Annotated in this window: 13 protein-coding genes; 10 read left to right on the top strand and 3 right to left on the bottom strand. The window is 46.4% G+C overall.

Features of this window, described 5'->3' with window-relative positions; all coding sequences use genetic code 11:
- Positions 1-291 precede the first annotated feature (291 nt).
- Positions 292-1,944 carry a carboxylesterase/lipase family protein gene (locus tag KOD92_RS01035; protein WP_215231665.1) on the top strand — a complete coding sequence of 551 codons (1,653 nt, stop codon included), beginning with the start codon at positions 292-294 and terminating at the stop codon, positions 1,942-1,944.
- Here KOD92_RS01035 and KOD92_RS01030 read toward each other — a convergent pair.
- Complete coding sequence (locus KOD92_RS01030) at positions 1,941-3,467, bottom strand: succinate CoA transferase (protein ID WP_215231664.1); 1,527 nt, start codon at positions 3,465-3,467, stop codon at positions 1,941-1,943. The two genes, KOD92_RS01035 and KOD92_RS01030, sit on opposite strands and share 4 nt — an antisense overlap.
- Positions 3,468-3,694: 227 nt before the next feature.
- Here KOD92_RS01030 and KOD92_RS01025 point away from each other — a divergent pair, with 227 nt between their 5' ends.
- From KOD92_RS01025 to KOD92_RS00990, 8 genes are all read left to right on the top strand, one after another.
- Complete coding sequence (locus KOD92_RS01025; RefSeq protein ID WP_215231663.1) at positions 3,695-4,507, top strand: hypothetical protein; 813 nt, start codon at positions 3,695-3,697, stop codon at positions 4,505-4,507.
- 74 nt (positions 4,508-4,581) lie between these two features.
- Positions 4,582-4,752: a hypothetical protein gene (locus tag KOD92_RS01020; RefSeq protein WP_215231662.1), complete on the top strand. Its 171-nt coding sequence runs from the start codon at positions 4,582-4,584 to the stop codon at positions 4,750-4,752.
- A gap of 85 nt (positions 4,753-4,837) precedes the next feature.
- Positions 4,838-5,185: a hypothetical protein gene (locus tag KOD92_RS01015; RefSeq protein WP_215231661.1), complete on the top strand. Its 348-nt coding sequence runs from the start codon at positions 4,838-4,840 to the stop codon at positions 5,183-5,185.
- 72 nt (positions 5,186-5,257) lie between these two features.
- Positions 5,258-6,349, top strand: coding sequence for a transaldolase (tal, locus tag KOD92_RS01010; protein ID WP_215231660.1), 1,092 nt, complete (start codon positions 5,258-5,260; stop codon positions 6,347-6,349).
- A gap of 31 nt (positions 6,350-6,380) precedes the next feature.
- Positions 6,381-6,860 carry a hypothetical protein gene (locus tag KOD92_RS01005; protein ID WP_215231659.1) on the top strand — a complete coding sequence of 160 codons (480 nt, stop codon included), beginning with the start codon at positions 6,381-6,383 and terminating at the stop codon, positions 6,858-6,860.
- A 41-nt stretch (positions 6,861-6,901) separates the two neighbouring features.
- Complete coding sequence (locus tag KOD92_RS01000; protein ID WP_215231658.1) at positions 6,902-7,741, top strand: helix-turn-helix domain-containing protein; 840 nt, start codon at positions 6,902-6,904, stop codon at positions 7,739-7,741.
- Between the two features lie 107 nt (positions 7,742-7,848).
- Positions 7,849-8,832 (top strand): type I glyceraldehyde-3-phosphate dehydrogenase, encoded by a 984-nt coding sequence (locus KOD92_RS00995; protein ID WP_215231657.1) that lies wholly within the window; start codon positions 7,849-7,851, stop codon positions 8,830-8,832.
- Positions 8,833-8,865: 33 nt separating this feature from the next.
- On the top strand, positions 8,866-9,477 hold the full coding sequence (locus KOD92_RS00990; protein ID WP_215231656.1) for a pyridoxamine 5'-phosphate oxidase family protein: 612 nt from the start codon (positions 8,866-8,868) through the stop codon (positions 9,475-9,477).
- A 40-nt stretch (positions 9,478-9,517) separates the two neighbouring features.
- Here the strand turns inward: KOD92_RS00990 and KOD92_RS00985 are convergent, their stop codons facing one another.
- Positions 9,518-9,913 (bottom strand): response regulator, encoded by a 396-nt coding sequence (locus tag KOD92_RS00985; protein ID WP_215231655.1) that lies wholly within the window; start codon positions 9,911-9,913, stop codon positions 9,518-9,520.
- Between the two features lie 11 nt (positions 9,914-9,924).
- The gene (locus KOD92_RS00980) at positions 9,925-12,558 is read right to left on the bottom strand and encodes a PAS domain S-box protein (RefSeq protein WP_215231654.1); all 2,634 of its coding nucleotides are present in this window, start codon (positions 12,556-12,558) and stop codon (positions 9,925-9,927) included.
- A gap of 365 nt (positions 12,559-12,923) precedes the next feature.
- Here KOD92_RS00980 and KOD92_RS00975 point away from each other — a divergent pair, with 365 nt between their 5' ends.
- Entirely contained in the window at positions 12,924-13,982 is a 1,059-nt protein-coding gene (locus KOD92_RS00975) for a calcium:proton antiporter (protein WP_215231653.1), read from the top strand.
- Positions 13,983-14,056: the final 74 nt, after the last annotated feature.

The raw sequence follows: 14,056 nt of genomic DNA, 5'->3' as shown, positions 1-14,056 counted from the left end.
ACCCCTTTGTAGGGAGGAAAGAGGAAAGGAGGAAGGGAGAAAGGAGGAAGGGAGGAAGGGAGAAAGGGAGAAAGGAGGCACACGTAGGGTCAGCGCATGACGCAGAGCGGCTACCCATTTGTAGAAAAATGGTTTGATCGTGATTTTGGCCCCGGCGGGGCCTCCTGTTTCTAGGAGGCGTGTCGGGGCTGAAATCATTATTGTTTACAAATTTCAATTAGATTTTTGCGACATTATTTTGTATTCTTGGTCTAATCGTTTCAAGTCCAGCAATTCCTTAACGGTCTTACTATGAGCCCTATTGACAGAAGGCACTTCCTATCTCAGCTTTCGCTGGCGACCGTTGCGGTTGCTGCCGGCGGATTTGTTTCCCGATCTTTTGATAAGGACGGTTTCGTGGAAGTCGAGCTTGCGCCGGGGAAGCTGCGGGGGGTACGCCATAATGGGGTGAATATATTCAGGGGCGTTCCTTACGGGGGCAAAGTGTCGGGGGACAGGCGGTTTCGTCGCCCTGCACCCGTGGAACCGTGGACTGGTGTGCGGAGCTCGGTATTCGGTGCGCCCTCCATGCAGCCGCCGCGCCACAACGAGCCCGCACCGGCGGAGGATTGTTTGTTTCTCAATGTATGGACACCGGCGAATGATAACCGGAAACGCCCGGTGATGTTTTACAATCACGGCGGCGGATTCGTGATCGGGTCGGGGGCCTCGCAAAGCCAGGATGGATCCAATCTTGCCCGGAATTTCGATGTGGTGGTTGTCCAGACCAATCATAGACTGGGACTCCTGGGTTTTCTGTATCTGGATGAAATCGCGGGCGACGAATATGCAGGTTCGGGGAATATGGGTATGCTCGATATTGTCGACGGCCTGAAATGGGTGCACGAAAATATTGCACAATTTGGCGGCGATCCGAATAATGTGATGATTTTCGGCGAGTCGGGTGGGGGAGCGAAGACTTCCTGCCTGTATGCGATGCCTTCCGCTGCGCCTTATTTCAACAAAGCCTCGATAGAAAGTGGCCCGGGTGTGCGCATGACGCCCAAAGAAACGGCCGCCGAGACTACGGCATTGCTTTTAAGAGAATTGAATATCGCTCCCAAAGATTGGAGAAAGTTGCTTGACGTACCCGCTGCCGATTTGCTGGCTATCCAGAATAAACTGCCATCTGTACCTCCTTTTATTGATAAAGACAATAAGGAAAAGCCGCAGCCAGGCGCGGGCGGTTTTGGTCCGGTAGTCGATGGAAAAGTACTTCCGATTCATCCGTTTGATCCTGCTGCGCCTGACATATCCAAAAATAAACCGTTGCTTGTCGGGTGGAATGAAGATGAGTACAACTTTTTTATCTGGCAGCGAAAAGAGGTGGATCTGGTTAAGATTGATTTTGAAGGTTTGCAAAAAAAGCTGGAAACGTTCCATGGCGCGGATACGGAAAAAATGATCTCAACTTACCGGAAAACGATGCCTGATGCATCCGCGATCGATGTTCTTGTAGCAATAACTTCCATTGCGATGATGGGATTGGGTTCGATTGATATAGCAGAGAAGAAGGTACAGCAGAATGGGGCGCCGGTTTATCTGTATAATTTTGGATATAAATCAGAAAAAAAGATCCTCGACACCGACTACCCGATGGGCACGCCGCACGCGATGGACATTAGTTTTAAATTCAATAACGAAGTGCCGCCGAAAGATCCTTCTCAGCCCAGCGAAAGCTTTTTCGGAGGGAGCAAGCCCGAGCGTTTTGTGGCTTCACACCACTTTGCGGAGCTATGGACAACCTTTGCGAGAACCGGAAAACCAGCTGCAAAAGACGTTCCAGAGTGGCCGGCTTACAATATGAAAGACCGGCCAACTATGCGCATCGATACAAAATGTGAGGTGATCAACAACCGCTTCAAAGAAGAACTGGCTATGTGGAAATCCATCCGGAAAGCTTAGTTGGTGCCCGGTATTTCTGTTAATACCGGTTGCCGTTGCATAGTGCCGGTGGTCCGCAGATTCTTGTACCAATCAAATGCTTTTTCCAGAACGTGGGGTGTCTGTCCGCCGCGCTCGCAGGCTTCGGCGTAATACCCGGCCAGCATTTCACGGTAATCGGGATGCACGCAGTTTTTGATGATCGCCTCCGCCTTTTGTCGCGGCGCGAGCCCTCTTAAATCTGCCAGTCCCTGTTCCGTTACCACAATATCCACATCGTGTTCGGAATGGTCGACGTGGGAAACCATCGGCACAATGCGGGAAATAGTACCTCCTTTACATGTAGATTCGGTTACGAAAATGCTGATGTAGCTGTTTTGCGCAAAATCTGCCGAGCCGCCAATCCCGTTCATAATGTGTGTGCCGGCAATATGGGAGGAATTGATATTACCGTAAATATCACATTCCAGCGCTGTATTGATCGCAATAGTTCCCAGCCTGCTGATCACCTCTGCAGAGTTGGTGATATCCTGAGGCCGCAGCAGGATTTTGTCCTTGTATCTTTCCAGATTATCAAAAACCCGCTGGTAGCAAGCTTCTGAAACTGTAATAGAAGAGCCCGAGGCGAAATCCAGTTTTCCCGCATCGAACAGGTCAAATGCACTATCCTGCAAAACTTCTGAATACATCGTCAAATGCTCAAAATCACTGTTTGCAAAACCTTGCAGCACTGCATTAGCTACCTTACCAATACCCGCCTGAATAGGTAAAAGTGACTGGGTAAGTCTGCCGGCTGCGACTTCGTTTTTGAGAAAATCAAGAATATACCCTGCAATTTTACTGGTAGTATTGTCAGCTGGCTGAATATCAGCGGGGCTGTCTTTTTTGTGGGTGAAAACAATGCCCGCGATCTTCTCCGGGTCGCAGGGAATGGAGCCGGTCCCAATGCGCTGGCCAACCGAAGTGATGGGGATAATTGCTTTTTCAGGGTAACTGCCGCTCAGGAAAATGTCGTGAATACCTTCTATCTCTTCCGGCACTGCGGTATTGATCTCGATGATCACTTTTTTAGCCAGCGCAACAAAAACCGCAGAGTTACCGACGGAAGTTGTGGGGACAATACTGCCGTCTTCGTGAATGCACACGGCTTCGATGATCGCGATATCAATGGCCGGGAAAACGCCGGTTTTCAGGTGCATTGCCGTCTCGCCCAGGTTTTCATCAATATACAGGAGCTGCGCCGAGTTGATGTGACGGCGCATTGTCGCGTCTGCCTGAAACGGTAACCGCAGCGAAATCGCGTTAGCGGCAGCCAGTTTCGCATCTGTATCCTGCCCCAGCGAAGCGCCGGTGATCAAAGTAATTTGGGAATGGTCGATCTGAGCCCTCTCGCCAAAAGCCAGCAAAACCGCCTTGCTATCTCCTGATTTCGTAAAGCCGCTGGCGGCGACCACCATCCCGTTTTGAATAAGACCGGCAGCTTCTTTCGCTGGTATAATCTTATCAGTCAGTGTTTTATTTTTAATTCTTGCTAAGTTTTCCATCTGATGTTACAGTAACGCCTGTGTTACCATTTGCCAAAGTAACTGAGCCAAGGCTGGAAATATGCTGATCAGGAATCGTTTAGAAACATGATTTGGATCAGGTTTTTTTAGAGCTGCTCTAAAACTGCTTGACACTTTCTCCTAATATCACCCGAATGGTACCTGCAAATAATTGTAATCCAGTGAAGCTGGAATACTTCCTACTTTGGTGTTTCATCTACCTTGTTATGCATGACTTTCATAGCCAGCGCCAAATTCAGGACTCCTATACAAGAGATTTTGAGGAAAAAATATTCGAATATGATTCATTTACAGCAATTACAACGGCAGGAAATGCGGTTTTGAATGGACAGAGAATCACGCAGCTGGTTTCAAGGAAAAAGGCAAGAAACGCTGGCATTGCCGGTTTCGAATATTGGACAATTGAGAAAAAGGTCACTGATTTTTGCTTATTTTTAGAGGAGGAGATCAAAGCGTTTGTTGAAGCCAATGAATACAGTATCGTCGGACGCACGGTCTTTATTTTTACTCACTTTGACAGGCAAAGATCCGATAGCATTATCTTTAAGATCGAAACGGTTGAATGTTCTTCGGAAACATATAAAGTGCCGGGAATTACCGCCGTTCCGATTCCTGTCCGTGAATCAGCGAAAATTGTTTGTGATGGTCAAAACAGAATAAGCAACGGGATCATATATGGCGGGATCGAGACAGTAATTAAATCGGTCAATAAGACAATAGGGTTGCTGATAACCGACTATGGATTCGATGGAAGTGTACTTGATGATTCTGCAAAAGGCAAGATTTTCAGGGATTGTGTGGAGCTGATCGACGAGGACATACAACTGAAAAAACTCTCAGAACTTAGTTTACAGCAAGCTGTTGATTTAGCCGCGCTCTTGATGAGAATAGAGATTGATTTTCAAAAGTACACGGCGAACATCCCGACGGTAGGCGGGCTGGTGAAAATAGCAACGATAAATAATGGGGGATTTCGTTTTGTAACCGGACACCGGATCATTCGACCGGCCTGGATGTAGTTCTATAAATCAGCTTATTTTTGTGTCGAAAACCTCTCGGTTAAATCTTTAAAAAGAACTCAAACTGATATATCATGAAAAGGGCATTGAAAAGAGATAATAGCTCACAAACCGACACCAATGAGGAATTGATCGCTGCTCATGAACTGCGTATCCGACAGCGTGAAAAAGGAGCTGCGCTGTTAGCAGTGCTTGAGGCGAAATTCAGTGGCAAAACGATTGTCTTGAATGGTTTTGCTAAATGATCCAGGCATATTGCCGGTGTATTGCAATGCTGATTTCCGGGTGGCATGATGTTTATCCATTTAGTCCGAACGATACTCCACGACTATGAAAAGCCTTGCCGATACTACCGAGCTACTCGATAATACTACTACGACGTTGATGGGTAGCGAAGAGACCCTGACCCCGGAAATTGGAATTGATCTGATTGATCAATGGATGGTGCCGCTTTCGGAAAGTGAAAATACCCAACCCATCGCCGAAGAGCTGCGGAAACTAAAAGGGTTACTAGGTACTGATCCGGCAGATTCTACGGGAATTGTTAAGCAAATGGGGGTAATAGCTGCCAAAGTTTTGCTTATTGCACCTGATATCGGCGCGGAAGGCGAAATGCCGTCATTGCTGGCTGGACTCGCGGCAGCGCTGCGTCTGGGAGCGAGCGATACGGATACGTAATAGCTATCTATTTGCCACTCATTCACATAAACGCGCCTACCGGTGCACTTCTTAAATATTAAATACACAGTTATGGCTACCAGTAAAGTAAAACAAATACACGATTTCGGACAGAGTATCTGGCTGGATTTTATAGATCGCAAAGTTATTGCTTCGGGAGAACTGAAAAAGCTGGTCGAGGAAGACGGCGTGCGCGGCGTGACTTCCAACCCGGCTATTTTTGAAAAGGCGATCAGCAGCAGTTCTGATTACAATGCGGACATTGCAGAATTAGCTAAAAGTGATAAAACCAATGAGGAAATATTCTTTGGTCTCGCAGTAGCAGATATTAAGCTGGCATGTGACCTACTTTGGCCTGTTTATAATGAAGAGGATGTAGTGGGTGCCGACGGATATGTAAGTCTGGAAGTGTCTCCGTTTCTGGCACTTGATACGGAAGGTACTATCAGTCAGGCGCGCCAGCTCTGGGATGCGGTGGATAAGGATAATGTGATGATCAAAATTCCGGGAACCGAACCGGGACTTCCTGCGATCCAGACGGCGATCAGCGAGGGTATTAATATCAATGTTACATTACTTTTTGGCCTGGACCGTTACGAAGCGGTGACCGAAGCGTATATCTCGGGATTGGAGCAACGGGCAGCGCAGGGCTTGCCGGTTAATCATGTTTCTTCGGTAGCTAGTTTCTTCCTGAGCCGCATCGACATTTTGGTGGACCCGCTGCTGGACGAAAAAGGTGTGGGAGAACTGAAAGGGGAAGTTGCAATTGCCTCGGCGAAACTGGCTTACCAGATCTACAAACGCGTTTTCAGTTCAGACCGCTGGAAAAAGCTGGAAGAGAAAGGAGCGGTGCCGCAACGTTTGCTGTGGGCAAGTACCAGTAACAAAAATCCTGCATTCAAAGATACCAGGTACGTTGAGGCGTTGATTGGTCCAAATACTGTAAATACAATTCCTTTGGAAACCCTCGAAGCATACCGCGACCACGGTGATCCGGCTAGCCGATTGGAAGACGATCTGGAAGCTGCTACGCAGACCATGGAAAAAGTGCGCGAAGCGGGAATCGATATGGACGCGATCACAAAACAGCTGGAAGAAGAAGGTATTGAAAAATTCAACAAACCGTTCCAGAAACTGCTGGATGCCATTGAACAACAGAAATAGTGCCTGGTCGATTTTTGTAAAATGAAAAAATATGGAAACCATTCATTCTCGGCCTGATTTGGAGCAGGAAAAAAGTACGGATCACGCGGAGAAGGATGCGGCTTTGCTGGAATTCATGACAGAATTCCGGCAAAGCCAATCTTCCATGGAAGAATTGCAACACACGATGGAAAAATATCCCGGCCTGCTTTCAGGCGAACATTATTGGCGTACTATCTCCAAAAATGGCCAGGATTTCAGCGCGGCGGCAGAGGTTGACGAACTGCAAAGCCAGGTGATCGCTTTTTCGTCTATTTCAAATGCAAATGAAATACTCTGTGCGATCAATCTGCATCGGGAGGAACACATTCCGGTTTACGTGACGCTGGACGATAACCTGCACCCAAGCGGGTCGAAAATGTATTGTTTGTACGCTTCTGCTAATTCACCTGCGGAACTGAATGTGGAAGACAGGAATGGAAAAGCAATAAGGCTGACAATTCCGCCGCGGGCTTTGGTGATCTACGGTTGAAAATCCGCTGTTGTTGCTATTTTTGAAAGAAAAACAACAGCATGGTTTTTGAGAATGCCAACGAAATCCTCAGTCTTTACGAGCTTAATGCAAGCAATGCCCATATCGTAACCGAGGTACGTGATACGGATATGACCTTTATCTGGAATGTAGCCGATCGCATGGACATTACGATTGACAAGGTTCCGTTCCAGCTCGCCAAAAACCAGATCATTTTCCTGACCGAATTTCATCGGATCGATCAGGTTAAAATACAGGCTGCCAGGATGGTCAGATTTAACCAGCCTTTCTATTGTGTCGTCAACCATGATAACGAAGTAGGTAGTAAGGGGCTTTTGTTCTTTGGCGCAACGGGCGTGCCGATCATCACTGTGGATGAAAGCAGGGCCCGCGACTTTGAATTGTCCTGGGTAATTATGCTTTCCGAAATCTCCAAAAATGAAATATTGCAGCAGGATATGTTGCAGGCAATGTTGAAACGAATGCTGATCCTCTCGGTCCGGATATTACGGCAGTCCAATAATCTCAGCAAACTCGATAAGACGCAAAGTGAAGTGGTGAGAGAGTTTAACTACTTGGTAGATAAGCATTTCGCTACCCATCACAACGTGGCTTTTTACGCATCTCAACTCAACAAATCCCCGAAAACGCTGTCCAACCTTTTCTCTCTGATGTCAACGCGCACGCCGCTGAATATCATTCATGACAGGATCATGATCCACGCGCGCCGGCAGATCAATTACAGCAATTTGTCGATTAAGGAAATTGCGTATGAGCTGGGTTACGACGATATTCAGACGTTCAGCCGCTTTTTCAAAAGTAAAGAAGGGGTGTCGCCCGGGCATTATAGGGAAAAATCCGAGCAGCCGGTGCTGGAATAGGGAAAAATTGCCAACAGGACGGGAATTGTTGCCTAACAAAGGCATTTATGAATGATGCAATTTTGAGTCATGAAATCAACGGGATTTCTTCACTCAAACATAGTATCATGAAAAAAATCGCAATTAATGGTTTCGGCCGCATCGGACGCGCCGCATTGAAAGTCATTTTTGAAAACAATGACCTGGAACTGGTAGGTGTCAATGATTTGATGAGCATCGAGAATGCCGCCTATCTGCTCAAATACGATAGCAATTATGGTAAGTATGAAAAGGAGATAAAAGTAGAGGGTGATTCGCTCGTCATAGACGGCAAATCGGTGAAGTACCATAGCATCCGTGAAATTGAAAATCTGCCCTGGAAAGCTCTGGGAGTGGATGTAGTGATAGAAAGTACAGGTTTTTTTACCAATCATGCCGACGCAGAAAAGCACATCAGTTCGGGTGCGAAGTTCGTCGTGATCTCCGGCCCGACCAAAGACACGCCAACGGTCGTGCACGGTGTAAATACCGAAGACGGCAAGGTTTCTATCTTCTCCTGCGCGAGCTGTACTACCAATAGTATCAGTCCGGTTATCGAGATCCTGGGTCGCAGACTTGGTATTAAAAAGGCCATTTTAAATACCACACACGCATATACTGCCTCTCAAACACTGGTTGATGCGCCTTCAAAAAGGGAACCGCGCATGGGCCGGGCTGCCGGGATGAACCTCGCGCCAGCAGCTACGGGAGCAGCTATTGCGACGACCAAGGCACTGCCGCAATATGCCGGCAAGTTCGACGGGATCGCTGTACGGGTTCCGGTGTCGGTGGGTTCGATTTCAGACATTACGTTTATTGCCGAGCGTCCCACGACCGTCGAAGAGATTAATCAGATACTGACCGAAGAAGCTGCGACTGCGCGGTATGAAAAAGTGGTTGCCGTGACCGACGAGCCGCTTGTATCGACCGATATCGTCAAAAGTCCTTTCGCGGCGACCGTAGACCTGGAAATGACGCGGGTTGTTGACGGGGACCTGGTTAAAGTAATGGCGTGGTACGACAACGAGTGGGGCTTTACCAATCAAATGATCAGACAGATCCAGTCGCTGTAAGTGTTCTGCCAAGCCTTTATTAATATTATTATCATGAATTACTCAAAGCTTGCATTTACCGACGGAATTAAGTCGATCCAGCAGAGAATGGGCAGCCGCAATACTTACGAGCGAATGGAGGAAATGAGTTTCAGGGAAGGTCTTACGGCTGTTGAAACTGATTTCATCGGTCAAATGGATAGCTTTTATCTGGCTTCGTACGGGGAGAATACCTTCCCGTACATCCAGCATCGGGGCGGGCCGAAAGGTTTTATCAAGGTGATTGATGATGACACGATCGGCATTGTTGATTTCAGCGGAAACCGGCAATATATCTCGGTTGGGAATATCGTGAAAGATCCCAAGGTGTCGCTCATTCTGGTTTCATACCCGATGCAGGCCCGGTTGAAAATATATGCGGAAGCAGAAATTATGGAGATCAGCGACCACCCTGATCTCTATGAACTGCTTAAACCGGAAGCTTACAGATTCCGGCCCGAAAGGATGCTGGTTTTTCATATTAAAGCCTACGACTGGAACTGTCCCCAGCATATTACCCCGAGGTTTACCGAGCAGGAAATGGAGCCGATGCTGCACCAGCAGAAGGAGTATATCAGGAAGCTGGAAGAAGAAGTAGCGTTTCTTAAAGGGAAGATTGCTGGTTGATTAGGTATTCACCGCCAGACTTAAAACGCTGACACATTTACTACCCTTGTATTTGATCCAACGTTTCCCTGCTCAGAGGTTTTGAATAATAGCCGCGCACAAGCGGGTGATTTTCTGCCTGGTCCCGGTCGTCGGGGTCGATGGAAGAGGATAGGATAAAGATATTGATCTGTGACTTCAAACTTTCAGGCAGTGTTTCAAATTCATTTAAAAACTCCCAGCCACTCATTACGGGCATATTGATATCTAAAAAAAGAATTATTTCTTTATCAGTTGTGCTGAGAGTCGATTCCTCTTTTAACCACGCGAGCGCTTTTTCAGGGTTTATAAATAGCTGAGTTTCGGATTTGGGCGCAAATTTGTCAATGGTGTATTTGCAAACCAGATTACTAATCGAATCGTCATCCACGACGACAAAAATGGAAGGTGTGCTCATAGTATTGGAATTTAGAGATTATCCGAACGGAAGAGTATCCTGAATTCTGTGCCTTTATCTACCGTACTGTCGGCAACTATTTTTCCACCAAGCATTTCAACCTGCGTTTTTACCATAAACAATCCCATTCCCTTTCCTTCCACATGATGATGAAAACGTTTGTATAAACCAAACAGGTGCTTACCCTTCTTTTTCAGGTCAATCCCCAATCCATTGTCTTGAAAAGAAATGATCATTTCACCATTAATAACCGCGCTCTTTATTTTAATTACAGGATCAATATCTTTCTGTCGATATTTAATACTGTTTATAATCAGATTATAGAATATGCTGTGCAGGTAACTCCTTAATGTGATTATTTTATTTAAGGCACTAAAATCCGTTTGTATTTCCACATTTTCCCGTTCAATAATATTGTAAATGCTCGACCGGATATTATCAACCAGCTGCTGCATTTCCACCGGTTCTCTGTTTTCGCTAACCTCCCTTTTAACTTGCAGGATCGTATTAAGGTCTGATACAATATCATCCAGCCTTTTTACATTTACCAGCACACCCTGCAACAGTTCCTCGTTTTCTGCCGGGGAAAATTTATGCTGACTCAACAGCTCCGCCAGCCCGATGATATTTGCTACCGGCGCACGCAGGTTATGTGATACAATATAAGAGAACTGTTCAAGACCTTTGTTGGAATCAATTAATTCTTCCGTATAACTCTGTAAATTTTTATTGAGATCATGAAGTCGTGACTCATCGTGTTTTCGCTGCGTGATTTCCCTTAAATAAACGGAAAGCCCGCTCGCAGATGGATAAGCTGTTACCTCAAACCACGCTTTACCCCTTTCGTAATAGGATTCGAAATGCTGGATTGTATTTTGATCAATTGCCTTTTGATAATAAATATGGAAAAGCGTGTCAACTACATCCGGGAATATATCCCATATATTTTTCCCCAGGATGTTTTCTTTCGGCGTATTTAATACGATCTCTGCCTGCTTGTTCCAATAAGTAACGATCCAGTTTTTATCCACTGCAAAAAAACAGTCCCCGATACTTTCCAGGATCACATTTTTTTCTTCCAGCGCTTTCAGGACTTTCTCGTCAGACTGTTTCTCTTTCGTGATATCGTTTACAAAGCAGGAAAGACCTGTAACCGTATTTTTCTTTTTAATAGGGTGAATAGAAAATCTGAGGTGGCTGGAAGAGCCATTGTAAGGGAGTTCCTTCTCAAATTTCAGGATTTCCCCGCTCAGCGCCCTGGAATTAATATCCGTCCATTCCGTCTCCGAGCCCGGATCAAACTTGTTCAGCGATTCAAGTATGTGATAACCAGGCTGTATGTCGATATCATACCGTTCCTTCATCATATCTTCCAGCGCATTGTTGTAGGTAATGTACCTGAGGTCAGTATCCAGCGAGTAAATCAGCGCGTCGGTATTGTTCATGATCGCATTCAGGTTCGATTCTGATCGCTGGAGTAGATCCTGGGCTAACTTCTGATCCGTAATATCCGTCATGGTGAGGGTCAGTCCTGTGATGCGGCCGTTTTCGACAACCGGGATCATTGTGACATTTAACCAACTCTTTTTTCCCTCAATTTGCGCGTACATGTGCTCATATTGCCTTAATTCTCCTGCTAATACCGCATTAATGGCCCGGTTATATTCCACGCTTCTTTCATCGTTGATGGAGTCGGCCAGGCTGGTTCCGGTCTCGATCTCGTTACCGGTGGAAATCTTATAGAAGTACCTGGCTTTACTATTGAAATACACAATCGTCGCATTGGTGTCGGTCAAAACAAAGCCTTCCGAAGTATTTTCAAAAATGGCGCGCAGGTTGTTTTCTGAACTTTGCAGCGCCTGCCGGGATTTCTCGATTTCGGTCACATCCCGGAAATTATCGACGATCCCGTTAATAGCCGGCTCATGCAGCATATTGGTCACCGTAGCTTCGATCCAACGCCAGCTGCCATCTTTATGCATCATCCGTCCCGTGTGGCCCTTGATCGGTATGCCCGGACTTGCCAGTACCTTACCCATTACCTTCATCAGCTGGGGTACATCATCCGGATGCGCTTTGCTGAAAATATCCATCGCGTATATCTCCTCAGCGGTATAGCCCAGGACATTCTTTACAGCCGGAGATACATATATCGGCTGCGCTTCCGCACTGAGCACGACCACCGCGTCGGCGCTGTTTTCAACCAGGGTACGGAACCGCTCTTCACTGTTAGTCAACTGTTCCAGTAAATTCTGCTGATCGCTTTTGAATTCGTATTTTTCGAGACTCCGGAGAATAGCAAACGGCAGGCGGTCGATCTGGTTTTTTATGACATAATCATCTGCGCCGATCCGAAGGATTTCCAGCGCTATTCCGTCCGTAATATCGTTCGAAACAATAATAAAAGGGATGTGTATGTGGTATTGACGCAGTATTTCAAGGGCTTGCGAGCAATGTATGCCGGGTAACGAGAATTCAGATAGAATGATGTCAGGTGGGAAATCAATTACTGTTTTTATGAATTCGTCCCGCGTGCCGGCTACCCTTATTTCAGGAGATAAATTCGCCTTGTTCAGGGCATGTCTTGCTACCGTTGCTCCATCCAGTGAATTATCCAACTGCACTATTTTCAGACTCTCGCTCATGGTGTGTTACGATTAAAAATATGCCCAATCTGCAAGAGAAAAGTAACGGAAAAATGGATTCTGATGGTGTCCTTTTAGTCTCCGCGCAAGGTGCATTATATTAGGTGCAGTTTACATCTTTGCGGCGGGATTTTATGCACGCAATCACGCAAATTTAGTGTCAGATTTTGATCGTCAGGATGCGCTATCCTGCATTACAGAAACCGGAAGTATCAGCGGTTTAGTCTGGGGGATTTTCTCAAAATATCCGTTTTTCGTCAAATTTCTGGCTTCCGCAGGGATTTACTGGGGCGTTTTAAGCTCAAAATTTCCTATTTTTAGGTGATTCACAAATCTCATCCCCTAATATCGTTAAGCATTCTTCTATGAAAAAAATATTTCAATGGACTTATATATCACCTGTTATTGCCTGGATTGTCTACCTGCTATTGCCGGCTGACGCTGGGTTCTTAGTCAACTTACTGGCCGTGGTCGCCCTGATCGTAGGCGTGCTCTCGGCCGTGCATCATGCAGAAGTAGTGGCACATAAAGTGGGCGAACCTTACGGTACGATCATTTTGGCGATCGCTGTTACATTGCTGGAAGCTTCGATCATCGTCTCCCTGATGTTGACGGGTGGCGTTGGTGCGGATACCTATGCGCGCGACACCCTTTTTGCCGCCGTTATGATCATTCTCAACGGTATTCTCGGTATCAGTATGTTCGTAGGCGCATTGAAATTTAAGGAACAAACCTTCGAAACCAAGAGTGTGACGATCGCACTGGTGAGCCTTGTCTCGATCCTGGTGCTTACCCTTGTGCTGCCCAATTTTACCACCAGTATTGCCGGTCCTTCTTACAGCGCGCCGCAGCTTATTGCCATTGGTATCTGCTGCCTGGTTATTTACGGATCATTTTTATTCACACAAACCGTCAGGCACCGGAAATACTTTCTTACAGACGTGACCGGCGAAGAAAAGGCAGTTACACAAGTGGAAGCGCTGACGAGTCTTGTTCTTTTGCTCGTTTGTTTAGGAGTAGTTATTTTATTGGCTAAAACACTTTCTCCGGTCATTGAAGACGGAGTGGTGGCCGCTGGATTACCCACCGCACTGGTCGGTGTCGCTATTGCTGCTGTGATCCTGTTGCCAGAAGGCATTGCCGCTATCCGGGCAGCGAGACGTAACCAATATCAAACGAGCATTAACCTCGCACTGGGTTCGGCACTGGCCAGTATCGGACTTAGTATTCCTACCGTGGTAATTGTTTGTACTTTAATGGATCTGCCGCTGGTGCTGGGCCTGGATATGAAGTCGATGGTCCTGCTGGTTCTGTCGGTTTTTACAGTAATGCTTTCCCTGAATAAAGGGCAGACCAACAGTTTGTATGCAATAGTGCTTCTGGTCAATCTGATGATGTATATTTTTACGATCGTATTTCCATAAACGTTTTTGTGTTTTAATAAAACTTCCTGTAAATACCGAAAAAGGGGCACCACTAAGCAGGTGCCCCTTTTTTT

This window comes from Dyadobacter linearis, from assembly GCF_907165045.1.
Taxonomy (GTDB): Bacteria; Bacteroidota; Bacteroidia; order Cytophagales; family Spirosomataceae; genus Dyadobacter; species Dyadobacter linearis.
This window is presented reverse-complemented; position numbering and strand designations above follow the sequence as displayed.